General features: G+C 58.5%; 26 protein-coding genes. 23 read left to right on the forward strand and 3 right to left on the reverse strand.

Translation table 11 applies throughout. The features are described 5' to 3' along the window. Positions 1-25 precede the first annotated feature (25 nt). From AC13DE_RS07190 to AC13DE_RS07200, 3 genes are all read left to right on the forward strand, one after another. Positions 26-433, forward strand: coding sequence for an acyl-CoA dehydrogenase family protein (locus tag AC13DE_RS07190; RefSeq protein ID WP_348429968.1), 408 nt, complete (start codon positions 26-28; stop codon positions 431-433). A gap of 49 nt (positions 434-482) precedes the next feature. Further along, complete coding sequence (locus tag AC13DE_RS07195; RefSeq protein WP_074838768.1) at positions 483-1,049, forward strand: biotin transporter BioY; 567 nt, start codon at positions 483-485, stop codon at positions 1,047-1,049. A gap of 138 nt (positions 1,050-1,187) precedes the next feature. Continuing rightward, entirely contained in the window at positions 1,188-2,021 is an 834-nt protein-coding gene (locus AC13DE_RS07200) for an MBL fold metallo-hydrolase (RefSeq protein WP_240672155.1), read from the forward strand. 63 nt (positions 2,022-2,084) lie between these two features. Here the strand turns inward: AC13DE_RS07200 and repC are convergent, their stop codons facing one another. From repC to AC13DE_RS07215, 3 genes are all read right to left on the reverse strand, one after another. Next, positions 2,085-3,236, reverse strand: a complete 1,152-nt coding sequence (gene repC / locus AC13DE_RS07205) for a replication initiation protein RepC (protein WP_317389080.1) — start codon at positions 3,234-3,236, stop codon at positions 2,085-2,087. A 227-nt stretch (positions 3,237-3,463) separates the two neighbouring features. Continuing rightward, positions 3,464-4,117, reverse strand: coding sequence for a hypothetical protein (locus AC13DE_RS07210; RefSeq protein ID WP_111550074.1), 654 nt, complete (start codon positions 4,115-4,117; stop codon positions 3,464-3,466). Between the two features lie 85 nt (positions 4,118-4,202). Continuing rightward, complete coding sequence (locus AC13DE_RS07215; protein WP_068247338.1) at positions 4,203-4,472, reverse strand: hypothetical protein; 270 nt, start codon at positions 4,470-4,472, stop codon at positions 4,203-4,205. Between the two features lie 197 nt (positions 4,473-4,669). Between AC13DE_RS07215 and AC13DE_RS07220 the strand changes: the two genes are divergently transcribed. The 20 genes from AC13DE_RS07220 (at position 4,670) to AC13DE_RS07315 (ending at position 24,533) form a co-directional block, all read left to right on the forward strand. Then, positions 4,670-5,011, forward strand: a complete 342-nt coding sequence (locus tag AC13DE_RS07220) for a hypothetical protein (RefSeq protein ID WP_009819929.1) — start codon at positions 4,670-4,672, stop codon at positions 5,009-5,011. 82 nt (positions 5,012-5,093) lie between these two features. Then, on the forward strand, positions 5,094-5,642 hold the full coding sequence (locus AC13DE_RS07225; protein ID WP_370001865.1) for a lytic transglycosylase domain-containing protein: 549 nt from the start codon (positions 5,094-5,096) through the stop codon (positions 5,640-5,642). Next, positions 5,639-5,923, forward strand: coding sequence for a TrbC/VirB2 family protein (locus AC13DE_RS07230; protein WP_037239483.1), 285 nt, complete (start codon positions 5,639-5,641; stop codon positions 5,921-5,923). The genes AC13DE_RS07225 and AC13DE_RS07230 overlap by 4 nt, the downstream gene beginning before the upstream one ends. A 23-nt stretch (positions 5,924-5,946) precedes the next feature. After that, positions 5,947-6,222: a VirB3 family type IV secretion system protein gene (locus AC13DE_RS07235; protein ID WP_037239481.1), complete on the forward strand. Its 276-nt coding sequence runs from the start codon at positions 5,947-5,949 to the stop codon at positions 6,220-6,222. Next, complete coding sequence (locus AC13DE_RS07240) at positions 6,212-8,581, forward strand: VirB4 family type IV secretion system protein (RefSeq protein WP_317389034.1); 2,370 nt, start codon at positions 6,212-6,214, stop codon at positions 8,579-8,581. The genes AC13DE_RS07235 and AC13DE_RS07240 overlap by 11 nt, the downstream gene beginning before the upstream one ends. Positions 8,582-8,746: 165 nt before the next feature. Continuing rightward, entirely contained in the window at positions 8,747-9,835 is a 1,089-nt protein-coding gene (locus tag AC13DE_RS07245) for a lytic transglycosylase domain-containing protein (protein WP_317389033.1), read from the forward strand. A gap of 79 nt (positions 9,836-9,914) precedes the next feature. Continuing rightward, entirely contained in the window at positions 9,915-10,634 is a 720-nt protein-coding gene (locus AC13DE_RS07250) for a type IV secretion system protein (protein ID WP_483047492.1), read from the forward strand. 3 nt (positions 10,635-10,637) lie between these two features. Continuing rightward, positions 10,638-11,126: a hypothetical protein gene (locus AC13DE_RS07255; protein ID WP_072506894.1), complete on the forward strand. Its 489-nt coding sequence runs from the start codon at positions 10,638-10,640 to the stop codon at positions 11,124-11,126. A 2-nt stretch (positions 11,127-11,128) separates the two neighbouring features. Continuing rightward, positions 11,129-12,130 (forward strand): TrbL/VirB6 family protein, encoded by a 1,002-nt coding sequence (locus AC13DE_RS07260; RefSeq protein WP_089852530.1) that lies wholly within the window; start codon positions 11,129-11,131, stop codon positions 12,128-12,130. A gap of 2 nt (positions 12,131-12,132) precedes the next feature. After that, positions 12,133-12,777 carry a VirB8 family type IV secretion system protein gene (locus AC13DE_RS07265; protein ID WP_238373086.1) on the forward strand — a complete coding sequence of 215 codons (645 nt, stop codon included), beginning with the start codon at positions 12,133-12,135 and terminating at the stop codon, positions 12,775-12,777. A 3-nt stretch (positions 12,778-12,780) separates the two neighbouring features. Continuing rightward, a complete protein-coding gene (locus AC13DE_RS07270; protein WP_111550066.1) occupies positions 12,781-13,512 on the forward strand; it encodes a TrbG/VirB9 family P-type conjugative transfer protein in 732 nt (243 codons plus the stop codon). Positions 13,513-13,514: 2 nt separating this feature from the next. Then, entirely contained in the window at positions 13,515-14,972 is a 1,458-nt protein-coding gene (locus AC13DE_RS07275; RefSeq protein WP_317389031.1) for a TrbI/VirB10 family protein, read from the forward strand. Then, complete coding sequence (virB11, locus tag AC13DE_RS07280) at positions 14,969-16,093, forward strand: P-type DNA transfer ATPase VirB11 (RefSeq protein WP_483047493.1); 1,125 nt, start codon at positions 14,969-14,971, stop codon at positions 16,091-16,093. Before AC13DE_RS07275 ends, virB11 begins: the two co-directional genes overlap by 4 nt. A 126-nt stretch (positions 16,094-16,219) precedes the next feature. After that, entirely contained in the window at positions 16,220-16,468 is a 249-nt protein-coding gene (locus AC13DE_RS07285; RefSeq protein ID WP_009819916.1) for a FitA-like ribbon-helix-helix domain-containing protein, read from the forward strand. A gap of 3 nt (positions 16,469-16,471) precedes the next feature. Then, positions 16,472-16,894, forward strand: coding sequence for a type II toxin-antitoxin system VapC family toxin (locus AC13DE_RS07290; protein WP_068247303.1), 423 nt, complete (start codon positions 16,472-16,474; stop codon positions 16,892-16,894). After that, positions 16,891-19,641, forward strand: coding sequence for a class I SAM-dependent DNA methyltransferase (locus AC13DE_RS07295; RefSeq protein WP_370001806.1), 2,751 nt, complete (start codon positions 16,891-16,893; stop codon positions 19,639-19,641). The genes AC13DE_RS07290 and AC13DE_RS07295 overlap by 4 nt, the downstream gene beginning before the upstream one ends. Next, positions 19,638-20,522: a hypothetical protein gene (locus AC13DE_RS07300; protein ID WP_068247295.1), complete on the forward strand. Its 885-nt coding sequence runs from the start codon at positions 19,638-19,640 to the stop codon at positions 20,520-20,522. Before AC13DE_RS07295 ends, AC13DE_RS07300 begins: the two co-directional genes overlap by 4 nt. Continuing rightward, positions 20,519-20,668 carry a hypothetical protein gene (locus AC13DE_RS07305; RefSeq protein ID WP_238373081.1) on the forward strand — a complete coding sequence of 50 codons (150 nt, stop codon included), beginning with the start codon at positions 20,519-20,521 and terminating at the stop codon, positions 20,666-20,668. Before AC13DE_RS07300 ends, AC13DE_RS07305 begins: the two co-directional genes overlap by 4 nt. Continuing rightward, a complete protein-coding gene (locus tag AC13DE_RS07310; RefSeq protein ID WP_317389028.1) occupies positions 20,665-22,137 on the forward strand; it encodes an ATP-binding protein in 1,473 nt (490 codons plus the stop codon). The genes AC13DE_RS07305 and AC13DE_RS07310 overlap by 4 nt, the downstream gene beginning before the upstream one ends. A 1,790-nt stretch (positions 22,138-23,927) precedes the next feature. Continuing rightward, positions 23,928-24,533 (forward strand): plasmid pRiA4b ORF-3 family protein, encoded by a 606-nt coding sequence (locus AC13DE_RS07315; protein WP_483047494.1) that lies wholly within the window; start codon positions 23,928-23,930, stop codon positions 24,531-24,533. Positions 24,534-24,561 lie beyond the last annotated feature (28 nt).

Raw genomic sequence — 24,561 nt, forward strand, 5'->3', positions numbered from 1 at the left:
CCCTAAAATAGGATTTCGAGCCAATTTGAGGATAGCGGAATGGCCCAGAAAAAACAAAACCGGAGTGGATCGTCGCGAAGCTCCGGGAGTCCGACGATCCCAGGGCGCCTCGTGCGGTGTCCTATGGGACAAGCAGGTGGTGCGCCAGCGGCTGGCAGACTGCCAGACGAGGATCGCGGCGGGACGGCAGCTGGTCTATCATGCCGCAGGTCTGGACGCGGCGGGCCACGATTGCGTGCAAGAGGTCTCGATGGTCAAGGCCTATTGCGGCGAACTGGTAAACAGCGTGCTCTACGACTGCGTCCAGTTTCACGGCGGCATGGGCTATATGCGCGAAACCCCGGTTGAACGCATGTCGCGCGACGCCCGTGTTCAGGCCATCGGCGGCGGTGCGAGCGAGGTCATGCTGGAAGAAGTCGCCAAGCGCATGTGAGCTTCCCTATCCAGCAAATCAACGATCTACAGAAACAAGGACGAAACAGATGAATTTGGAAGCCACTCAACGCCAACCGGTCGCAAGACTGACCCGAGAGATCTCAATAATACTCATCGGCACAATACTTCTGACACTATCCGCCAAAATCGCGGTGCCGTTCTACCCGGTACCGATGTCAACACAAACCCTGGTGGTCTTGGGTCTCGGCCTTTTCCTGGGGCCGGTGCGCAGTAGTCTAGTTGTCGCTGCGTACCTTCTGGAAGGTCTGTTTGGCCTGCCGGTTTTCGCTGGCACGCCTCCCGCACCGGCGGGTCTGGCCTATTTTGCGGGTCCCACTGGCGGATTCTTGATTGGGTTTGCGCTCGCGGCGGCGGCTGCAGGATGGATGGTTCAAAAGCTGGCAGGGCTTCCGCCTTCAATCAGAGCATCTGTAGCGGTCCTCTCCGGTTCGATACTTATGTATTGCGCAGGGCTATTCTGGTTGGGTGGCTTTGTCGGCTATGGCGAAAAATTGCTGAACGCCGGGCTTTACCCGTTCCTGCTTGGAGACCTGACGAAGGCAGCAATTGCTGTAGTGCTGTATACAGGTTTCCATAATCGGGGTCACGCTTGACTGCTGGGCTTTGTTGCCTTGTTCCAGCGCCGGTTCTGACCGGCGCTGGACGCCAGCCCGAGGCTTCCAAAGCTATGCAAAGCAAAAGGCGGCTTTGCAAGTCCCAGACTTTTCACTGTCAGAAAGTGGTCGTATTCAATGACAAAACGCAGCATGTTTCACACAGAGCCGGAACCGTGTCGCGCGCGTGCAGAACAGGTGGCCGAGGGAATCCTGAGGATCGTTGCGAGCAATCCCGGGAAGATGACCTATCACGGGACGAACAGCTACATCATTGATACACCTGACGGTCGGTTCATTCTCGATCCGGGTCCAGCAGAAGACAGTGCACATTTCGAAGCAATTGTCGAGAATCTGGGAGGCAACCCGGCCGGAATTCTAGTGTCACACCACCATTCCGATCATTTCGGTGCCGTGCCGGGATTGCGCGAACGGACAGGTCTGCCCGTTTATGTTTCGCGTGCCTTTCCAGACGATGCATTTCAACCCGACGGGTTTTTGGAAGACGGGCAAAGGATTGCCGGTCTTACTGTCCTTCACACACCCGGTCACGCGAGCGATCACCTCTGCTTTGCGAGGCTGGATGGAGTGTTATTCACGGGCGACCACGTGATGAGTTGGAACAGTTCGATCGTCAGCCCCCCTGACGGCAACATGCGTGATTACTGCGACCAGCTTCAACGGCTTATTGATCGCGACGATAGGATCTGCCTGCCGGGTCACGGGCCCGTACTCCAGGATCCGCGCCCTTACATCGAACGGTTACTTGCCAACCGGATGCGCCGCGAGACCCAGATCCTCAAGCATCTCCTAAATACTTCCGATACAGTCCAGAATATCGCCGCTTCAGTCTACAAGAAATCTGACCCGCATATTGCAATGGCCGCCGAAAGGAATGTTGTGGCTCATTTACAGAAACTTCTTTCTGAATCGCGAGTGGCTCAGGAAGAAGGGATCTGGAGGGTAAATTAACATAAACTTCATTACCAGATTTTCAGCGCGTTTTTGGGCAAGTTCAGTTGCGGGTTGGAAACTCTACCTCACCCTATTGCGCCGTTTTTGCAGAGCCGCAACGCTTGCATTAAAGTCCAGCCTTCCTGCCTTGGCTTGACGGATCAGTTCGCGCATCAAACCGCCAGGATTGCGAACAGGGTAACTCGGGTGATCTCGCTGCGCATCAACCAATAGTAGGCAGAAAGCCAACCCGTGGTCGCCCAAGGTGCTCTGGCCCTCGTGCCAAACTGAAGCATGGATATCGAGCATCGGCAGCAACGCCCAGGCAGCCTCGATGATGTCGCGCTCTTTGAGAGGTCGGTTCTGATCTCGGCTCGCGTCAAGCATCATGCGTAAGCCGTCGCCGGCAATGCGATATAGATTCTCTGGCGTCAGAGCGGGTGGCGCGGGGCAGGGAATTGATGATGGCGGTTCACTCTGTGCGATTTCCGCGTGTCTTTCAGAGTTATCCACAGCGGGCGGCGTCTCTACAGTTTGAGTTTCTTCTCTGGTGTTTTGTGTAAAGGGCCGGAAGTTTTCCACTGGCTGGTCGGAAGAAAGCCCATGGTTTTCAAGCCAATCATCAAGGCTGTTGCACAGATCGGAACTGGCCTTCAAATGGGCGTTGAGCCGCTCCAGACCGAGACGGCTTAACGCATCGCTGCGTGGCCATTCATCGAAACTGGCCAGAATCTTGACGATCTCAGGATCGTTGATAGCCGAGGAGGGCAGGGCGGCGATGCACCGTTTCATGTGACGCAAACGAAGGGACCGAAGATCCTTCAAAGCGCGCAAATGCCTCCGTTCCGCACGGAGCCGATCGCGAAGGGCTATGAACTCTTCCAGTCGCGCGATCAGCGGAGTCAGTATCAAGCCTAGGCCAGCGCGACCAAAGCGGGCCCCATTCGCCGCGACACGTTTCACGATCAGCCCAAGCTTGGCCAGCGCGGCCTCATCCGTTCGCAACTGGCGCGACGTCTTGCCAAGTTCGACCGCTGCGAGATCTTGCGCGCCAAAAAACACCGGTTCACGATGGGGAGAGGTCCAGTCGGATGCGCGAGTCCGCCCGATGATGTAGTTCAGAACTGCGAGGCGCGCCGGGCGCAAGCCTATATGCGGGGCAACCTCTGAAATTAGTGCCATAACAGCACCTTTGGTCCAGCCTTCCGGCAGGGTGAGATGGGTTTGGATCACGTTCAATGTCTAGTCCTTGTGAATTGGGACAAGGCTGCAACAGGGCACCCGTGTCCCAGCGAGCGACACGTTTTTTCATTGCCTTGACTGTCGGGACTGCTAGAACGAGACCACGGTTTGATTTGATCTGGCGGAACGCCAATTCCGTTGTTCTTTGAGCCCCTCGCTTGGTTGCTGCCTTGCGGGGGTTTCTTCTTTTTTTTTCGTTTGCCTGTGACTGTTTGAGATCAGTAGTTGACTTGTTCGAAGCCATAGGTGCCCTCAAAATCCTCCCAATCGACGAACACAGCACGGACCCAGATATCGGGGCAGTTCTGGCCATATCGCTCGGCCCCTCGGAAGGCTGGAGGAAGGGCACTTATCGAGCTGTTTTGCCACCGGAATTGGCCGTCCTGATCATACGTGCCACGCCGCACAGAAGCATATCTGTTGCAATCGTCACGGCCCTCCCTCTGACGTGCCGTAACCTGAAAGACATCTATGGAGCGGATGAAATCAAAAGCAGGGTCCGTCACATCGATATCGGCGGCACGCCCGACAGCTTGGGCGAGCTGGAGCGTTTCTCGCTCTCGGGGCAGGGAGACTGCTGGACCCGGATTGAACCCCGCCAACCTGTAGAGGCGCTCAACCGGGTTCGGCGCTTCGAACTCAGCACGCATTGGACAACGCCAGATCTGCAGCGGTGGCTCAATTGGCCAGGGCGTGATCCGGCGGATAAACTCCGCGCGCGCCCGGGCACATGGGACCGAAGGCGGCCAACCGCCTGCGAGGCACAGGAGGATCGCACAATCGATCTGGTAGCCTTGTGCGGCGGCAGGTTTGGCAGCAAGCGGTGTAAGCCCGATCGCGATGATCGCGGCAGTTGACAGAAGCCGCCTCATGACAGAGCGCCGCCGCTAAAGCGTTGTCGTATAATCAGACTTATGTTAATTGTGTCATAATTACTGACATATTTTGCGCGTCGTTTCATTGGAACATCTCCTGGTAAGCGTCAAGCACAAGACGGACTTCGGCCTGCGCGGAAGCTGATGCTGCGGCGAGGCAATTCAGATAGGTTTGTGCCTCATCGAAGTAGGTGTTGAACTCGGCTCTGATGTCGTCGCCGTACTCGTTCAGGAGCGCAGGCGAGGCCGCCAGCTCCGGCCGCAACGGCAACACGCAGTCCATCGCCAGCGTCTCGGCATTTGCTGGGATCGCTAGGGCGATGAATGTGCTACATGCCAGCAACCGCGACATCTGGTGGTCTCCCGACAATCTGGGGGCGAATCGTGTGCCGGACCTATCACCGAAAAAATATCTTAATCAATCAAAAGATATCTATTGACCATCTAAAGGGTTTTCCGCTACGTCGCCGCATATCTTGTGACATGCACTGTTTGAAGCGGTGCAATAGCAGGTTACTTCCGTAGGAACTTCTTTCCTTCGGAGGCAAAATGGCAGGAACAAAATACCCCGTGATCCTAACATCGCACATGCAAGAGGCGATCGAGGGTGGGGCATGGATCGAGGTGGAATGCGTTGAAGCCCCGGAAAAGGGCGGCAACACGCATAGGGGTGGCTGGACGGTTTTCGTCTGCTCCAATGACGGTCAAGGCGGTGTGCACCGGTCGGTCTATGTGACCAACCGGGATCTGAAACCACGCGTCTTCAAGACCGCAGCAGGGCTCATGAGCTTCTGCCTGGAGCTCGACGCAAAGGTATTCAGCTGCCCTCTCCGAGAAGGTGAGAGAGGCACGTGGGAGTTTGAGACGACAAGGTATCCTACCAGCGGCTAGCCTCGTTCTCTGGGGGCTTTCAGGCCCTTCCACTTATGCACAATCCGTTATCGATCTCGATGCTCCAGACCGTGTTGGTCGACTGACCAGTAGCGTTCTCGACTTTGCAAGACCCCAACCCGAGCAAGGCGACATTGTCGCACGGTCTGAGGTCGTCCCTCTTGACTCACCACGCCTTTCTCCGCCTCGGGTCCCATCGGGCCGCCCTGCGGTCGAGACTATGATCCTTGATGTGGGTTCGGTCTACGCGGACCACCCGGCCCTGCGCAGGGCCGGGATGTCCTCTCGCGACTGGCTCGCATTCTTTCGCGCCAACATCGCTATCGAAAGCGCATTTGATCCAAGCGCGCGGTCGCATGTCGGCGCAATCGGGCTTGGGCAGTTGATGCCGGACACTGCACGCGTGCTTGGCGTCGATCCGCATGATCCTGAGCAAAACCTGCATGGATCCGCCCGCTACTTGCTGACACAACTTGATCGTTTTGGCACGCCGCAGCTTGCGCTCGCGGCCTACAACGCCGGCCCCGAAGCCGTGGCGCGCCATGGCGGGATTCCCCCCTACCGCGAAACCCAAGGCCATGTCCGCAAGGTCATGGCCGTCTATGCCCAATCCATCGGAGACCAGATATGAAACGCATCGACTATACCCGGGCGGCATTGGCCGCGTTGCTGATAGTGGCCGCAGCCCCGGCGCTCGCACAAGACCTTAGCCCGGTCTCTGACATGATCGACAACATCATCGACGCGGTGACGGGTCCGATCGGTCGTGGCCTCGGTGTGCTCGCTCTCGTGGGATCGGGTGTCATGATGTTTTTCGGGCGCCTCAACTGGCCGATCTTCGTCGCCGTGTTTGTCGGCGTGGTGCTGATCTTTTCGGCCGAGACCATCATCGACGGCTTTGCGGCTCCTTGATCTGACCGACCGCAGAGACCTCCATGCGCGACACACCACTCTTTCTGGGGCTGACCAAGCCGCCACGGATATTCGGTCTCCCGATCGGATATTTTGTGGCGCTGGTCTTCGCATCCGTGATCCCTTTCATTCTGGTTGACGACATGCGGTTCCTGCTGGTTTTCCTCGCGGGCTACCCACCGCTTTGGCTGGTCGCAGACCGCAATCCACATCTGTTTCAGATTTTGAACGTGGTGATGTCGCGCACCCCGCGAACGAGTGTGCGATCCTGTAATGGGGGCGATCTCTATGTCGCGTGAGTTTCGGGGGTTAATTGCCAGCAGCGCTGTTCGGGATGCACTTGGGGACAAGGTTTTGAAAGCCGAGCGTCTTGGGCGGCACCTACCTTACATTGCTGCGGTGCGAGACAATGTCATCCTGACGCGGCAGGGTGATCTAATGGCGTCGGTCACGCTTGGCGGGATCGACAGCTTCACCAGCGATGACGCCCGGATCGATGAGATCAGTGAAGGCTTTGCCCGGATCGTCAGTCAGTTGGGCGAGCGTTTCGGTTTCCACATCAACAAGGTATCACGCCCGGATGTCGCGGACCTTGCTGCGCCTGACGGTATGACTTTTGCAAATGCGGTAGACGCGGCGTGGCAGAGAAGCCTGCGCGCACGTGACCTGAAAGCCCGCACCTTGATGCTGACAGTATTGATGCGTCCGTCGATGCCGCAGGCCTTCTCGAAGGTTCTGGGCGCCCTTGGCGGCGGCCGCGATTTCCAGAAAGACATCGATACGCGAATTGTTGCCCTGGAAGAGGCCATGACGCTGCTCATGGCGATGTATTCCGACGCAGGTGCAGCGCGCCTGACAGTCTCGAGCGGGGACTGGCTTGCAGTGTTGGCCGCAGTTCACGGACAGAGCTACGGCAAAATCATCGCGGCCCCCGGGCAACTGTTGGCTGACACGATGAGCAATTTCGACGTCAGCTTTCAAGGCAAAACCATGCGGCTGGAAAGCGGCGACAGCGCACGATACGGCGCGATTTTCGGGATAAAATCCTATCCCAGTCGCACCTGGCCAACCATGCTTGATGCGTTGGAGCTGCCCTATGACATCACGATCACCAACTCTTTCACGCCGCGGCGCGCCAATGAGATGGTTGAGCGCATTCAACGCACCTTTCGTCAGCGGGGTGCCTCCGAGGATGCTGGTGTCAGCCTGACAGAGCAATTGATCGAAGCCGCCGACGCCGTGGCATCCGGTCGGTCGACCTTTGGGACACACCATGCATCCGTGCAGGTCTTCTGTGACAGCGCCGAGGAACTGGAACAGGCAGCTTCCGAGATCTGGCGGGCGGGGCAAGAGACCGGTGCCGTTCTGGTCCGGGAATCCTGGGCCGCAAAGGCACTCTATTTCGCGCAAGCGCCGGGAAACTGGGCCTACCGGATCCGTGACGGGATCGTTTCGTCGCACAATTTCGCGGAACTGGCCGCGTTTCACAAGACAAGGCCGGGGCGCGGACCCGAGGCCAGCCCATGGGGCAAGACGATCACGGCCTTCCCGACCGTGACCTCCAGCCTCTACCGGTTCAACTTTCACGAAGCGGGGCGCCGGACCGATGAGCCAAGCGTCGGGCACACGCTTGTTCTGGGCCGCACCGGGTCCGGCAAGACACTCGGCACGGCTTTTCTCATGGCGCAGGCCCGCAGAGTGGGTGCGCGGGTCATCGTTTTCGACAAGGATCAGGGGTTGGAGATGGCGATCCGCGCTTTGGGTGGCAGCTACAGCGAAATCAAGGTGGGCCAGCCCACCGGCTTTAACCCGATGACCACGGAGACCGATGCGCGGGGGGCCGCCTGGCTGACAGATTGGCTCGGCGACATTCTGGCCCGTCACCGTCCATTTGAGACGGTCCAGACCGCAGCACTGAACGAGGCGGTTCGTCAGATTGCCGCTGCGGAGCCGGGCCTTAGAACCTTTGACGGTTTGGCAAGCCTCGTGGCATCTACCGATGATGACGGCGACCTGGTGTCCCGCGTGCGGGAATGGACAGAAGCCGGCCGGTACGGTTGGCTTTTCTCAAGGCCCAGTGCCCAGTCGATTGCCATTGGCGAGGATGTCCTTGGTCTCGACATGACCGAACTTCTGGACCAGGACGCAGAACGCTCCGCCCTGCTCGCCTATCTCTTCCGCCGTATCGAGCGCGTGATCGAGGATCGCAGACCAACGATCATTGTGATCGACGAGGCGTGGAAGATGTTGGCTGATGATATCTTCGTCAAGCGCCTCCATGACTGGCTGGTTACCATGCGCAAGCGCAACTGCGTGGTGATGATGTTGACCCAGACACCGGGTCATCTGGACCAAAGTTCGGTCGGCCAGATCATCGCGGAAAGTGTGGCAACCCAGATCCTGTTTCCCAATCCACGGGCAAATCCGGAGGATTACAGCATCCTGCGCCTGAATGCGCGCGAGGCGGATTTTCTTTCCAGCCCGACAGCCGGGTTGCGGCTGGCATTGATCCGTTCCGGCGCCGACAGCGTGTTCGTCAATACGGATCTCGCAGGCTTGGGCGGTCTGGTTACTGTTCTTGGTGGCGGCAAGACCGGCGAGGAAAAGGCGCCTGCCAATTGGCGCAAGAAAGAAGAATTCTGGAAGGACATGATGTGAAAGCACGATTTTTTCTGTTGGTCGCCATGACGGTCCTGAGCGCTTGCGAAGGTGCATCAACAGGCGTGCGATCGCCCTGTTTTGAGCGGCCCGTTATGGCGTTCTCGGCCCCTGCTCCCGACCTTGCTTCACGGAATGCGCATTGTGATTTCCAGAGCTTCTAGAATGGCGATTCCGTTGGCCTTGGGTCTTGGCTCGCTTGCCTCCGCGCAGGGCGTGCCAGTGATCGATGGCTCCAACCTTGCCCGCGCTGTGTCTCGCGTCGAAGAGCTCGCACGCGACGCCTTGCGGCAGGGCCAGAAGCGCGACGCCCGCCAGGAACAAGCGGATATCTATCAAGAGCAGCTTGAAGCCTATGAGCGTTTCCTTGCGGAGACCACCGGTGTCACCGACCTGAGTGGGTTCGAGGCTGGTGGGCCCGGCTGGGCGAGCGCTGCAGAGACTTACCCAGCCCAGGAAGATCATCCTGATGCCGATCGCCTCTTCGGTGAGCCAAGCGACGTGGAGCGCATGATCATCACGGTGGCGCGGCGCTATGAGGGTCATCCCGGTGTTGCGGCCGCCGGTCTGACGCCACTGACATGGCGTATCCTGTTTCAGTCACTGATCAAGCAGGAAAGTCGTTTCAACAATGCAGCCGTCTCCCACGTGGGTGCGCGCGGTTTTTGCCAGCTGATGCCGGGCACAGCATCGGATCTCGGTGTGAACCCGTATGATCCTTGGGAAAACCTGGACGGTGGCGCACGCTACATTCTCACGCAACTGAACCGCTTCGGTCGGATCGATCACGCTCTGGCGGCCTATAATGCAGGTCCTGGCCGTGTTCTCGAGTATGGTGGTGTGCCTCCTTTCGAGGAAACCCAGACCTACGTCCGGCGCATCAACGGCTATTACAACGACTATCTTGGCACCATCACCGGCGTCGACATGACGGGGTCACTGGCGGGCTTCGATGGTGCCTCGGCCGCCTGGGGCAACTGGGCGGATGCCTCGGTCGGCTATGGCGCCTACATGGGCACCCAGATCGATCAGGCGATGACGAGGATCGCGGCGCTTTTGCGTGAAGATCCGCCCGGTAACGCAAAAGAGGCGCTGGACCGCTCCACCTATATGCTTGCTGAACGGGCGCGGCTCATGGCGCTGACGCTGCGTCTGCGCGCGGCCCACGTGAAAGTCGAAGCGGCACAAGGTTTGACCGAGGCCGCCGATCACCTGGAGCAATCCACTTTCTGGAGGTATTCCGATGAGGGCTGACACCCGCATTGCCGCAATTATTGTTGCGGGCACGCTCATGGCGGCACACCCGCCCCCAGCCTTCGCTCAGGGTGTGCCTGTGATCGATGGATCGAACCTCGCGCAGAATATCGAGCAGCTGCAGGCCGCGCTGCGCGATGCAGAAAACCAGCTCCAGCAAATCGAGGAATTGCGCACCCAGATCGAGCGCCTCACTGACATTCAGGGCCTTCTTGATGACGTCCTGGGTTCAATTACCGGCCTGAATGAAATCGCAGCCCTCTACAACGATGTGGAGGACCTGCGTGCCCGTGCCCAGAAGATCACCGATCTATCGGGTTTCATGGACAACCTGTCACTCGGGGATTTTGACAGCCTGCTGGACGATCTGCTCGATGGCGACGTCACCATGGGTGAGCGCCGCGCCGCAGATGCCATGCGCGAGACCATGGCCAGTGCGGGGTTCACCTCGGAAAAACTCACCGAGCTGAACGACGCCGGGAACCCGCAAGGTGCTGCCATAGCCGATCTGGCGGCTGCCAATGCCATGGTTATCGGGCAAGCCCAAATTTCCTACGAGGAAGCCGCCCAGAGCATCGAGCGTATCGATGGGCTGGTGGAAGCGATTGGCGAACAGGAAACGCTCAAGGAATCGATCGATCTCAACACGCGTATGGCCGCAGAGACGAATTACATGCTGGGCCAGATGTGGCGCCTGAATGCCGCCCAAGGCTTGGCGCAAGGTCAAAGCGGCATTGATTTCGCGGCCGAGCAGGCCCGCACACGCTCCTTCTTTGATTTCTCCGGCGCCGAGGACTGACCCTTGAATACATCACTCAAAGCACTTGCAGTTTTCATCGCCCTGGCAGGCAGTGCCTGGGCGGAAGACTTGCAAGACCTGCCCGACGATACGTTGCTCGGGGAGGTCGTCACTGCCACCGAAAATGGGGAGGAAGAGCGCCTCCTCGATCTCATGCGCGAGGTACAGGCAAGAGGGCTCTTGATGTTCCCGAAGCCGCAAACCTGCACCTTCAGCTATCCGGACACTGAGTTTTTCGGCAACGAGATTTTCCGTGGAGCGGTTCGATGGGGCTTCGGCACCGACCTGAGAGAGCTTGCAATGTCGCAGGGCTTCTGCGGCTGCATCTATGATCTCGGGTCGCTCGATGCGTTTACGCAGGAACGGATTGGTAAGGCGGCGCAGGATGCAACTACCAGCGATTTCAGCGTCTTTCGCAAATACCGTCGTAGCGATTGGTCAGATGTAAACGAGCGCTATCAGAACTTCCAATTGGAGCGGTGTGGTAGTTAAGGATGGCCATAATCGCTGAGGTTCTGGCATTGGTAGATGCCACTGTCGCGGGCGTGGCAGCTGACACGTATGCCGATACGGTTGCCGCAGTACGCCCGGTTGTACAGACCGCATCTGTGTTGGTGGTCGTTCTTGTAGGCGCAAATGTGGGTCTGCAAGCCGTGCCACTCTCGGTTTCCACAATCGTGTCGGTAGGGCTGCGCATTGTGCTGGTCAATGTGTTTTTGATCTACGCAAACCTTTCTGTTCCGTACGAAGCGCTGACAAATGCTCCTGCCGAACTTGGTGCAGGTATTCTCAACTCCCTCTCAGGTGGTGATGTCACAAACCTTTATGACGGCATAGACGATCTCTACTCCCAAGCTCTGAATGTCGGACAGGCGATCAGCCAGAATGGCGGCTGGCTGGCCGGTGCCATGACCAGCGTTGTCATGTTTCTTGTGGCCGCCGCCATGGCGACGATCACCATCATCGTTCTGTCGGCCGCCAAGATCATGTTGGCGGTATTGATCGCCATCGCACCTGTGGTCGTGGCTTGCACATTATTCAAACAATCGGCGCCACTGTTCGAGGCATGGGTCAAACTCGCCATCGGTTTTTCCTTCGTGCCGCTTTTCGTGGCTGCCATGGCTGGCTTCACCATAGCGACGGGTGAAGCTGTCGCACCTGATAGCCTCGACAGCGTCGAAACACTCGGGGACGCGATTTCGTTCGTCGTGGTGATGATGATCGGCGCTGGCCTGATGTTGCTCGTGCCAACTTTCGCGCAAGGGCTTGCCGCCACGAACATCGGCCTCGCCTCGATCGGTGCCAATGCCGCGCGGATGCCCGGGAACGCGTGGCGCAATACCGGTGCCGCGATCCGGGGCGGAGATGACATGCGACGGGGCTTCAACGCAGGACTTCAGGGACAAGGCGTCTCCGACCGATCGTCCAGCGCGGCCCGTGCCGGGAGCTATGCGGGCGGTGCGGTCAAGCTCGCCGGAAAGATGAAGAAGGGATAGTCATGAGTGATTTCGATATCGATTTGGTGATGGGTCCGCGCCGGGCAGCGCGCGCCGCATGGATCGTTGCGGGCTGTTCCTGCGCCGTATCCGTGCTGTTGGCCCTGACCATTACGGTTATGTTGCCCCTGCGCGAAACCGAAGTGTTTACGGTCCTCGTCGACAGCACGTCGGGTGCAGCAGAACGCATCTACCAGGTTCAGCCGACTGGTATCACCGATGAGGAAGCGATCAAGGAGTCCCTGCTTGTCAGCTATATCAGCGACCGCGAAAGCTATTTCAGGAACGGCATTCAAGAACGGCTCGAAAGTGTCCAGCGGCGCTCCAGCGGGCCCGCCCGCGCCTCGCTGATAGAACTCTGGACCGCGGGGTCGGAGAATTATCCACCGCGCAGCTACGGCGCGAATGCGCAGGTCGATGTCCGCGTGCGGGCGATCACCTTCCTGCAGGATGAAGTGGCTCAGATTCGGTTCGACAAACGTCTCACCCGACCCAACCAGACCCCCGTCACGCAAACATTCATCGCCACCGTAGGGTTTGAGTTTGCCCCCCGCCGCGAACGCTCCCTGACACGCGTTTGGGAAAATCCCCTTGGCTTCTCGGTGACCGCTTACCGGGTCGATGCCGAAACACTGACACGAGAATAGTTCATGAAAACCTTCATAATTGCCATCGCAACGGTCGGCGGGTTGCTCGGAACGCCCGCCTTGGCCGAGCGCGCACCGGTCACCATGGGTCAGGACGCCCGCGTTCGCCACGTGACCTTCAACCCTACGGATGTGATCCGGATCGACACCCACCTTCGGGTAAACACGTCAATCGAACTCGGTCCCGGCGAACGGATCAATCAAGTCCTGATCGGTGACTCCGCGTCCTATGAAGTGGAGGTTCTGTCAAACCGCAATACGATCTCGATCAAGCCTGTCGAGGCACGGGCCGCGACAAACCTGACGATCTTTACCAACCGCCGCGCTGTCGCCTTCTATCTGACAGAGGGACGCTCGCGGACACAGTCTTTCCGGGTCGTCGTAAACTTTCCCGACGAGCGACCCGCCGGGCGCCAGCTTGCGGCTGGAGGCCGAGATACCGGCTATCAGTTCGCGGGCAGCGGTGCGATCCGCCCGGTGCGGGTCTGGAATGATGGGCGCTCGACCTTCTTTGAATTCCGGCCCGGCGTGCGGCCCTCGATCTTCGGCTTGAACGCCCAAGGCTACGAGATCACCCAGAACAGCCAGACGCAAGGTGCGGTCGTGCGGGTCACCGGCGTGCGGGACGCCTACACGATCCGCATGGGCGACGATCATATCTGCATTACCCGTGAGACTGGCGGGTTCACGACCGAGGCTGCTGCCGTGGCCGCCCTGCGTGGACGGGAGTTCTGATCATGAGCGACGAGAAAACCGGGGAAAAGGAATACAGCTTCGCACCCAAGCGGCGCGCATCTCTCGGGCTCAGGCTTGGTTTGGGTGCGTTGCTTCTGGCAGGGACCGCCATCATTGCCTACCCGCTTGTGCAAGGCAGCGGCATCACGTCTGCCGTTGAAACATCGAAAGCCGACGACTTTCAGGATCAGGTCGACGGTGACGGGTTTGGCCGCATGACAACCGACGCGGAACCGACCGAACAAAGATCAGAGCCTAGGTTCGATCCCGGACCAATCGAGGATGAACTCGCGGCGCAGCGCCAAGCCCTCGAGGAACAGAACGCCAAGCTTGCGAGCGACGTGGTCGCCCTACAAGCCCAGTTGGCAAGACTGGCCGAGGCCCCTGCCCCCGACAATTCCGCCGAGCTGGCCGAAGCGCTGCGCTCGGTCCAAGAACAGAACACGGCGCTTATCGCCCAGATGCAAAGCGAGATGGACACCCGGTTGGCAGAAGCCGATCTTGAAGCGCAAAAGCGTATCGCTGATGAGGTTGCCGCACGCGCGCGTGTTGCCGATGGCCGGATGGAGCAGTTGATGGAGCAAATGCTCGGACTGCAGCGCCAGAACGACGCCCTGCAACAGCAGATCGATGACGGTATGAGTGACGCTCTACGCGCGCAAACCGAGAGGGATCAGCTCGCCGCCGAGGAAGCCGCGCGGCGGGCTGAACTGGACCGTCGGCGTGCCGAGGCGGCGGCGCTGCGCGACACACAAATCCGGTCCGAAGGGGTGATCTTTGATGCGGGCGGACAGACGGGCAGTCCGGCATCTGACCCCGAGAGGGGGCCCGCGGTCGGAGATGCGGCGGCGCGCGCCTTCGTGTTGGACGGTGCCCAGCCCGTTCAAGTCGCGACAGCGGAGGTAATCGCCAATCCTTCCAATACGGTTCTGCAGGGCACGCTCATTCAAGCGTCACTGGAAACCGCCATCGAATCCACATTGCCCGGACAGATTACCGCCATCGTGAACTACCCGGTCTGGAGTTTCGATCAGTCCCGCGTTCTCATTCCCGAAGGCTCCCGCCTCTTCGGGACCTACAATTCGAATGTCTCTTTGGGCCAGGCCCGCATTCTGGTTGGCTGGTCACGCATCGTCACACCCGAGGGGCAATCGGTTCAGCTCGCCGCATTTGGCGCGGACGATCAGGGCCGCTCGGGCGTGACGGGCTCCGTGAACTCCCGCTTTGGGCTGCGCTTTGGCACAGCTGCATTGCTCTCGATCATCGGCGCAGGACCGGCAATCGCCGCATCCGAGGCCAGCTCCGAGACCGGATCAGAAATTGCCGAGGATGTCGCGGGCAGTTTTTCGCAGGCCACCAATGCGGTGATCGGCGAATATGCCACCCTGCCTCCGGTTATCTCGGTCCAGCCAGGTGCTGCGATCAGTGTGATCGTCGACCGTGATCTCGAGTTCTATTGAGTGCGTTTCAGGTTCGACAAAATAATCATGTGCCGAAACACGCGTTCGACCGAAGGGAGAGGCCGCGTGTCTCAAAACAACACAAACCTGAAACGCACAGGCGGCCAGCCATGAACCCGTCGGCAGAAAAGACCAGTTTTCTTTCGACCTATCTAAAACCTCTGGCTGCACCGATCGCCGATCCCTGCGTGGTCGAAATAGCGGTCAATCCCGATGGAAAGGTCTGGGTGGAAACCCGGGGGGCTGAGCATATGGTCGGCCTCGAAGGTGTGTTTTTCTCCCCTTCCCAAGCTCGGGACCTTGCAACATCCATTGCCAGCGCCACCCACGGACAGATCAGCGAGAAAAAGCCGCTCGTCTCCGGCAAGATCGAGATGAACGGCAAGCCGATCCGGGCACAGGTCGTCTATCCACCGGTCGTGGATGGCGGGCCGTCGATCACCTTGCGCCGCTACAGTGAAGACCAACTCACCTTGGGCGACATCGGTCTGTTGCACGGTGCACTGGTGGATTTGGATGCCGAACGACAGGCAAAAGCCGAACGGGTGATCGCACTGACGCAGGCGGGGGATATTCGAGCCGCCATGAAACTCTGCATCGATGAGCGGTTGAACATCATGATCAGCGGCGGGACGTCCACGGGCAAAACGACTTTTGCCCGGGCACTTCTCGCGCTGGTGACCGAGGCGGAACGTATCGTGACCATCGAGGACGCATTCGAGCTCTTTCCTCCACAGCCCAATCGCGCGATGCTCAAGGCTGACCGTATCCCCTCAAGTGAACGCACCGCGGCCAAATTGCTGGAGACCTCTTTGCGCATGCGTCCTGACCGGATAATTCTTGGCGAATTGCGCGGCGATGAGTGCAAGACCTTCCTCGACGCGATCAACACCGGCCATTCAGGCTCTTTCACCACAATTCACGCCGATACCGCGCAGAAGGCGCTCGACCGCCTTGCCCTCATGGTCATGTCGGTGGGCATCAATATGAGTTTTGAGGAGGTAAGGCGCTATGCCGCCTCCAGCATCGATGTCGTGGTGCAGCTTGGTCGGAAAGACGGAAGACGTGGGGTCGAACAGGTGTGGGTGCCTGGTATCTTAAAATCAGAAGTGACCAGCTGAGGGATGTTTGGAAGGGTGCGCATTGAGCACTATCGGACGGTAACCTCTCCCGTCTTGTCACAACATGAACGCGTTTGCGCTTGATCGCATTGATTGCGATGATTACACTCCTCTCAGGAGGACATCATGGCAAGCATTACCATCCGGAACCTTGACGATGACGTGAAGCGCCGCCTTCGCATCCGCGCAGCCGAACATGGCCGTTCAATGGAAGAGGAGGCGCGCGAGATCTTGCGCCACGTCGTCGGCGAAGCGAAGCCCTCCCACGATCTTGCCGCGGCGATACGTGCGCGGGTCGCGCCTCTGGGCGGCGTTGATCTGGACCTTCCGCAGCGTGAGGCCATGCGTGAACCACCCGCGTTCGACCGGGCCTGACGCATGATCATCCTCGACACGAATGTCATCTCCGAGCTTTTGCGCCCGGCCCCGGAGCCCAAGGTCGAACACTGGTTGTCGGCTCAGGAAGGGCTCAACGTTTACCTGACCTCGATATCGGAGGCGGAACTGCGCTTTGGCCTCGCAATCATGGGGAACGGCAAGCACCGCGCCGCGCTGGTTGACGCCGTGGACCGCATCCTGCGCGAAGACCTGGCCGGGCGCATTCTGCCCTTCGACAGCAACGCCGCGCAGTCCTTCGCTACCATAGCAGCGGCACGACGGTCCGCCGGGCGACCGATCGCTCAGGCCGATTGCCAGATCGCTTCCATTGCCCACGCCTGCGGCGCCACCGTCGCCACGCGCAATACGCCTGACTTCGAGGGTTGCGAGATCGACCTGATCAACCCCTGGACAGCCGCATGAACGCCGTTGAAATCGAACAAGCTGTTTCCGAACTCGCCGAGCAGCCCTTTGATGCTGCCGAGTTCCCATATGCCTTCCTCATGGCCTTCGGCAACAAGGACACGACCATCAAGCGGCTGCGCACCGGCGCGTCGAACAAGTCCGACCTCGGCGGCGTCCTGCAGACCAACAACATCCACCTTGCGACCTGTGCGCCGGGCGATATCGCGGCAACGCTCACCGCCTTGCGCGACAGCCCAACCACCACCCGCGCTAAGGCCAAGTTCATCCTCGCTACCGATGGCATTGATCTGGAAGCCGAAGATATCACCACTGGCGAGACCATCGCCTGCCGCTACACCGATTTCCCCGACCATTTCGGCTTCTTCCTGCCGCTCGCCGGTATCTCCACCGTCAAGCAGATCCGCGAAAGCGCCTTTGACATCCGGGCGACCAGCCGCCTCAACCGGCTCTATGTCGAGCTGATCAAGGACAACCCCGATTGGGGCAGCGCCGAAAAACGCCATGACATGAACCACTTTATGGCGCGGCTGATCTTCTGCTTCTTCGCCGAAGACACCGACATCTTCGTCAGCGACAACCTGTTCACCGCGACCATCGACCAGATGGCGAACCGCGACGGGTCGAACACGCACGAAGTCATCGGCGAGATCTTCCGTGCGATGAACACCGCCATCCCCAAACGGGCCGAGGCCAAGCTGCCCCGCTGGGCCGATGCCTTTCCCTATGTGAACGGCGGGCTCTTCTCGGGCAGCACCGATGTGCCGCGCTTTTCCAAGATCGCGCAGCGCTACCTGTCGCATATCGGCAGCCTCGACTGGACTCAGATCAACCCCGACATCTTCGGGTCCATGATCCAGGCCGTCGCGGATGAGGAGGAACGCTCGGTCCTCGGGATGCACTACACCTCCGTGCCGAACATCCTGAAGGTGCTGAACCCGCTCTTCCTCGATGACCTGCGGGCAGAGCTGGATGCGGCAGGCGACAACGCGCGCAAGCTGGCCAATCTGCGCGCCCGGATGGCCAAGATCCGCGTCTTCGATCCCGCCTGCGGGTCGGGCAACTTCCTTGTCATCGCCTACAAGGAAATGCGCGCCATCGAGTATGAGATCAACAAGCGCCGGGGCGAGCCGCTGCGGCGTACCGACATTCCCCTGACCAACTATCGCGGGATCGAGCTGCGGGATTTCTCGGCCGAGATCGCGCGGCTGGCACTGATCATCGCGGAATACCAATGCGACGTGACCTATCGCGGCCAGAAAGAAGCACTGGCCGAATTCCTGCCGCTGGACGCGCAGAACTGGATCACCTGCGGCAACGCCCTGCGGCTGGACTGGCTGTCTGTCTGCCCGCCTACGGGGACGGGGGTGAAGTTTCAGGCCGATGACCTGTTCATGTCACCGCTGGATCAGGCGCAGATCGACTTCGCGAACGAGGGGGGCGAGACCTATATCTGCGGGAACCCGCCCTATCTGGGGTCAACCTGGCAAAGTACCGAACAGAAAGAGGACTTGCAGCGCATATTCGAAGGGCGCACGAAAAGCTGGAAGTCGCTCGACTATGTCGCGGGCTGGTTCATGAAGGCCGCCGATTACGGGCTGCACACGCCCACCGTTTCGGCATTCGTGTCCACCAACTCGATTTGTCAGGGGCAGCAGGTGCCGATCCTCTGGCCGCTGATTTTCAAGACAGGGCACGAGATCGCCTTTGCTCATACCAGTTTCAAATGGGCGAACCTTGCCAGCCATAATGCGGGTGTGACGGTTGCGATTGTGGCAATCTCCAACCATGCAGCGCCGATGCGCAAGCTGTTCACGCTGGCAGATGATGGCGGGTCCGTTGTGAAGGAAGCGGAAAACATCAACGCCTATTTGGTGGCAGCGCCAACAGTTATCGTGGACGGTAAATCACGCTCGCCAAGTGATCGTGGCTACATGGTTTGGGGAAATAAGCCGACCGATGACGGCAATTTGGTTCTCTCATCAGACGAGCGACAAGAGTTGGTTTTGACCTATCCAAACGCTGAGCAGTTCATTCGCCGATACTACGGCGCGGCAGAGTTTATCAGAGGTCTCGAACGTTACTGCATCTGGATCGAAGACGACGAGCGGACCATAGCAGAAGAAATACGACCAATACGCGAGCGAATTCAGAAAGTTCGTGAGTTTCGCTCAAACAGCAAGGCTGCGGAAACTCGGCCTGCGGCAGCATTTCCCCATCGGTTTCGTCAGATACAGTCCGTTGCAGAACGTATCACATACATCGTTCCACAGGTCAGTTCAGAGAGCCGAGATTATCTACCAATCGGCCTACTCCCTGAGCGGTCAATCGTTTCAAACCTTGCTTTCGCCCTCTACGACGCCCCGCTCTGGAACATGGCCCTGATCGCCTCGCGCCTGCATCTTGTCTGGATCGCCACTGTCTGCGGCAAGATGAAAACCGATTTCCGTTATTCCAACACCATGGGCTGGAACACCTTCCCAATCCCGAAACTGACCGAAAAGAACCGCACCGACCTGACAGCGGCGGCGGAAGGCATCCTTCTGGCCCGCGAGGCGCATTTCCCCGCCACCATCGCCGACCTCTACGACCCTGAAAAAATGCCCGCCAACCTCCGCGCCGCGCATGACCACAACGACGAGGTGCTGGAACGCATCTACATCGGCCGCCGCTTCCGCAACGACACCGAACGGCTGGAAAAACTGTTCGAGATGTACACGAAGATGACGACGAAGGTGAGCGTATGAGCAACTTCAATAGCATGACGCTGATGGCAGCGGGCGAGATGATTGCTGAAATGTCGACGCAAGCCGCGTTCTCATCTCTTATTTTAGGGTGGGGTGTAGAGGAATTCTGTGGCTCTGGATCGGTAGCATCGAAGGCCAATGATTTGGTTAGGTTCGCCAAAAGCAGTATGGGACAGCGTTCTGTTCCGACGGTCAATGGGAACTGCGACCTGCGTAGGGCGATGGTTGAACATGCAACTACCGCGTCCGATCGAGACAAACAAAACAAGCCTGACGTCTGGTTGCGTCTTGTTGCTGGTCTGAAAATGGATGGCTTCGAACTTGTGGAAGAAAGGGTTCCGGATCCGATGGGCGGAACTTCAATCTTCGACGATGCTCCAAGGATGATCAAAAAAATCGTCCTAAGGCGGATGCTACCTGAGGATGTGCCTGAGGCAGACTTTCGTGAAGCGACAAGCGAAGTTGAGGCTCTGCTTGATCGGCATGGGTTTAATGTGGCCAAGGGACACTTGGCGCAAGCAACTCAGAATTTTTCGCAAGGGAATTGGTCATCTGCAAACGCGATGATCCGAGATTTCTATCAGGAACTGCTGGACAAAATTGCGGAGTATTTTGGATGTGATCCTAAGGTTAGTGATGATGCGAAGAGGCAATATCTTGCAGATACAAAATCGGGACCATTCCTACTTCACGAATACAATGAGTGGGAGAACGACAGAGGCAAACCCGCATACGTATTGGGGTTGTGGGCAAGATTGCATCCCCACGGCAGCCATCCGGGTCTATCAGATGAAGAAGATTGTGCTTTTCGGTTTCAAATAATCCTGATCACAGCCCGCATATTTTTAAGACGTTTTGATAAGCGAGTGAAAGATCAATGATCAAAGGTTTTCCCTCCATTTCGATTATTTATGCCACCAACGGTAGCCCGGCCAAGCCGAACGATCAGCGTCGTCGGGACATACAGGAATGCGCCTACGAAAAACGCTGCCCGATCGTGATGGGTCAGAAAGTGAACACACCATGACGCTTGACCCTGTCATGAGCGCGGAACGCACCCGCAGGCTGGTGGACGATCTGCGCGCCAAACCAGCGGAAACCACCTGGATCGAGTTCAAGGAAAACAATGCTGACGGACCGTTGATCGGCAAGCTGATCTCGGCCTTGTCCAATGCCGCACGTCTGGCCGATCAGCACTTTGCCTATGTGGTTTGGGGGGTGCGAGACGGTGATCATGCGGCTGTCGGCACGGTTTTTGAGCCGACAGTGAAGAAGGAGAAGGGGCAGCCGCTCGAACTGTGGATTGCGAACCACCTGTCGCCAAGCATCGAGTTTCGTTTCGAAGAAGTCGATCACGATGGGGGGCGCCTGATCCTGCTGACCATCCCCGCCGCCGCAACCGCCCCGGTAGAATTTGACCGCACAGCCTATTTGCGCATCGGCAGCGCCACGCCGCGCCTCTCCGACCATCCGGAACGCCTGCGTTCCCTCTGGGCCAAGTTGCAGCCCTACGCTTGGGAGACAGGGATCGCAGCGCAGTTCCTAACCGGCGACGACGTTCTTGAGCGGCTGAATTACGCCAACTACTTCGATCTTACGGGCCAGCCGTTGCCGGATAACAGGCAGGGGATCTTCGACAGGCTATTGGCGGATCGCCTGATCCAGAAAGATGTAAGCGACCGTTGGAACATCACCAATCTGGGTGCAATCCTGTATGCCAAGAAACTTGCCGATTTCGGCCCCTCTGTAGAGCGCAAAGGCGTCCGTTTCGTGGCCTATGCTGGCACCGGACGTGCAGATGACGTGAGTCACCGCCAGGATGGCCAGCGCGGCTATGCAGCGGGTTTTCAGGGTTTGGTGGACTATATCGACGGTCTTCTGCCCCGCAACGAACTAATTGGTAAAGCGTTCCGCGAGGAGCGACCGCTTTACCCGTCGATAGCGATCCGCGAATTGATCGCCAACGCATTGATCCACCAAGACATGACAATCACCGGCGCAGGACCACTCATCGAGTTGTTCAGTGATCGAATGGAGATCACGAACCCGGGCGCCCCCTTGGTTAGCCCCGACCGGTTTTTGGACTCGCCGCCGCGTTCCCGAAATGAAGCTCTTGCTTCCTTGATGCGGCGCATGAAACTTTGCGAAGAACAAGGCACCGGCATCGACAAGGTGATCTCGGCGGTTGAGCTACACCAGTTGCCACCACCGGATTTCCGCATGGAGGGAGACGCCGTGCGCGTGGTTCTGTTTGCACCACGTCGATTTGCGGACATGACACCGGAAGAAGCCGTGCGAGCGTGTTACCAACATGCCGCGCTCAAATACGTAGGCGGTCAAAAGATGACGAACGCGACACTTCGGGAGCGGCTTGGCATCGACGACCAGAACGCTGCGCAGGCATCGCGGGTTATTCGCGCAACGCTGGATGCTGATCTGATCCGTCCTGCGGATGCTGAACGCCCTCGGGCCGGATATGTCCCCTCATGGGCGTGACAGGGACAACATTTGATCGGGTTTTGATTGTGCGTATGTGGGCTAGAGGGCGTAAATTGGAAAATACATATAAATCATGCTGTTACGATAGGAAGGGTGCGGTATCGTTACTTGATCGGGTTTTGATTGCCTGCCCCAAAGCGAATGATTCCGCGCCCCTCAGAAGGAAAATATCATGACACAGCAGGTTCCTTCCGTCTCTGTAAATTACGCGGCCAATGGAAGCTCGACCAAATCGAACGAGCTTGGCATGCGCGAAATGCAAGAGGGTGCCTATGAGAAGCGGGGCGAGCAATACCTGCTGATCAAGTCGCCCCCGGCCTCGGGCAAGAGCCGCGCGCTGATGTTCATCGCGCTCGACAAGCTGCACAATCAGGGCCTGCGCCAGGCCATCGTCGTGGTGCCGGAAAAGTCGATCGGGTCCAGCTTCAACGACGAGCCGCTGAGCAAGTACGGCTTCTGGGCAGACTGGACGGTGCAACCGCGATGGAACCTGTGCAACGCTCCCGGCGGGGATGATGGCAAAGTGGGAGCTGTCGGCAAGTTCTTGGCGAGCGACGACAAGGTTCTGGTTTGCACCCACGCGACCTTTCGGTTCGCCGTGGACAAGTTCGGGATTGGATCGTTTGATGATCGGCTTATCGCGGTAGACGAGTTTCACCACGTCTCTGCCAACCCTGATAACAAGCTGGGCACGCATCTGGGCGCACTGGTCGCGCGCGACAAGGTGCATCTGGTTGCGATGACCGGGTCCTATTTCCGCGGCGATGCCGAAGCCGTTCTGTCGCCTGAAGATGAGGCAAAGTTCGATACCTTCACCTATACCTACTATCAGCAGCTGAATGGTTACAAATACCTCAAGACGCTCGACATCGGGTATTTCTTCTATTCCGGGTCCTATGCGGACGACATCCTCAAGGTTTTGGATCCGACCGAGAAGACAATCCTTCACATCCCGAACGTGAACTCGCGCGAAAGCACCAAGGACAAGCATCGCGAGGTCGAGCATATCATTGACGCCCTGGGCGATTGGCAGGGAGCGGATCCCATCACGGGCTTTCAGCTGGTCAAGACGCCCGACGGGCGAGTCTTACGCATCGCCGATCTGGTGGACGACGAGCCATCCAAGCGTGACAAGGTTTCCGCCGCGCTGAAAGACTCCACGCAGAAGAACAACCGCGATCATGTCGACATCATCATCGCCCTGGGTATGGCGAAAGAAGGGTTCGATTGGATCTGGTGCGAACACGCCCTGACGGTGGGTTATCGCGCCAGCCTGACGGAGATCGTGCAGATCATCGGCCGCGCCACCCGCGATGCCGAGGGCAAGACCCGAGCGCGGTTCACCAACCTTATCGCGGAGCCCGACGCCGCGGCCGAAGCCGTGACCGAGGCAGTCAACGATACACTGAAGGCGATCGCTGCAAGCCTGCTGATGGAGCAGGTGCTGGCCCCACGTTTCAACTTCACACCCAAGACCGTGAAAAGTGGCCCTGTCGAAGGGTTCGATTACGGCGAGGGCGGCTATGACCCCAACAAGGAGAACGTTGGCTTCAGCGAGGCCAGCGGACAGTTCCAGATCGAAATCAAAGGCCTGGTCGAACCCAAGAGCAAGGAAGCCAAGCGCATCTGCCAAGAGGACCTCAATGAGGTGATCACAGCTTTCGTTCAGGGAGAGTACCGCAAAGTGTGGGGCAGTTGCTCGGGGCAGGCGTTGATGGCAAGTTCGGGTCATGGCCCTTACAGGAGAAATCGTTCAGTTGAAAGTCCGGCTGCTCGGGATCAGTCCCATGATCTGGCGGCGGTTGCTGGTGCCTGCATCGATGACCTTGCAGGAGCTTCACGGCGTTTTGCAAGTCGCGATGGGGTGGGAGGGTATCCATCTTTTTTCGTTCGATATTCATGCAGTGGGGTACGGGTCATTCGAATTGTCGTTGGCGGATCCCCGTGTTGCTCTCGGCAGCTTTGATCTTCGCAAAAATGACAAGGTCTCCTACGTTTATGACATGGGTGACCACTGGGAGCATGAAATCCGAGTTGAGGAGTTCGGAAAGTCTGCGCCAAAGAAATCTTACCCCATTTGCATCGGCGGATCCGGCACGTGTCCGCCCGAGGATTGTGGCGGACCGCATGGCTTTCTTGAACGTCGTGACGAGGCGGACGGCTATGACGCATGGCAGGATATGGGCCTGATGGTGGAATGGCTCGATGATGTGATGCAAACTGCGAACCCACACCAGACCGTTCGCGATGTGCTAACTGACGACATCGAGGCGGCTATGCATCGTGTCATCGCGCGCGAGCCGTATCAGACAGGCAAGTTTTCCCGGAAACTGGTCAACGAGGCATTTCGCGCCGAGCGACACCGCGAATTGATGCATCAGCAGCTTGCCTGACCTGTTCAGAAAGGACCGGTTACGTACA

It is taken from the genome of Sulfitobacter sp. L-8 (assembly GCF_056859255.1).

Coding starts and splice junctions, on each gene's coding strand:
- AC13DE_RS07215 (WP_068247338.1), bottom strand. CDS start 4,472: ATGTCGCGGTTGCTGGCATGTAGCACATTCATCGCCCTAGCGATCCCA.
- AC13DE_RS07290 (WP_068247303.1), top strand. CDS start 16,472: ATGATCATCCTCGACACGAATGTCATCTCCGAGCTTTTGCGCCCGGCC.
- AC13DE_RS07245 (WP_317389033.1), top strand. CDS start 8,747: ATGGCGATTCCGTTGGCCTTGGGTCTTGGCTCGCTTGCCTCCGCGCAG.
- AC13DE_RS07200 (WP_240672155.1), top strand. CDS start 1,188: ATGACAAAACGCAGCATGTTTCACACAGAGCCGGAACCGTGTCGCGCG.
- AC13DE_RS07300 (WP_068247295.1), top strand. CDS start 19,638: ATGAGCAACTTCAATAGCATGACGCTGATGGCAGCGGGCGAGATGATT.
- AC13DE_RS07210 (WP_111550074.1), bottom strand. CDS start 4,117: ATGAGGCGGCTTCTGTCAACTGCCGCGATCATCGCGATCGGGCTTACA.
- AC13DE_RS07260 (WP_089852530.1), top strand. CDS start 11,129: ATGGCCATAATCGCTGAGGTTCTGGCATTGGTAGATGCCACTGTCGCG.
- AC13DE_RS07310 (WP_317389028.1), top strand. CDS start 20,665: ATGACGCTTGACCCTGTCATGAGCGCGGAACGCACCCGCAGGCTGGTG.
- AC13DE_RS07240 (WP_317389034.1), top strand. CDS start 6,212: ATGTCGCGTGAGTTTCGGGGGTTAATTGCCAGCAGCGCTGTTCGGGAT.
- AC13DE_RS07275 (WP_317389031.1), top strand. CDS start 13,515: ATGAGCGACGAGAAAACCGGGGAAAAGGAATACAGCTTCGCACCCAAG.
- AC13DE_RS07305 (WP_238373081.1), top strand. CDS start 20,519: ATGATCAAAGGTTTTCCCTCCATTTCGATTATTTATGCCACCAACGGT.
- AC13DE_RS07315 (WP_483047494.1), top strand. CDS start 23,928: ATGATCTGGCGGCGGTTGCTGGTGCCTGCATCGATGACCTTGCAGGAG.
- AC13DE_RS07195 (WP_074838768.1), top strand. CDS start 483: ATGAATTTGGAAGCCACTCAACGCCAACCGGTCGCAAGACTGACCCGA.
- AC13DE_RS07230 (WP_037239483.1), top strand. CDS start 5,639: ATGAAACGCATCGACTATACCCGGGCGGCATTGGCCGCGTTGCTGATA.
- AC13DE_RS07295 (WP_370001806.1), top strand. CDS start 16,891: ATGAACGCCGTTGAAATCGAACAAGCTGTTTCCGAACTCGCCGAGCAG.
- AC13DE_RS07235 (WP_037239481.1), top strand. CDS start 5,947: ATGCGCGACACACCACTCTTTCTGGGGCTGACCAAGCCGCCACGGATA.
- AC13DE_RS07285 (WP_009819916.1), top strand. CDS start 16,220: ATGGCAAGCATTACCATCCGGAACCTTGACGATGACGTGAAGCGCCGC.
- AC13DE_RS07220 (WP_009819929.1), top strand. CDS start 4,670: ATGGCAGGAACAAAATACCCCGTGATCCTAACATCGCACATGCAAGAG.
- AC13DE_RS07270 (WP_111550066.1), top strand. CDS start 12,781: ATGAAAACCTTCATAATTGCCATCGCAACGGTCGGCGGGTTGCTCGGA.
- AC13DE_RS07265 (WP_238373086.1), top strand. CDS start 12,133: ATGAGTGATTTCGATATCGATTTGGTGATGGGTCCGCGCCGGGCAGCG.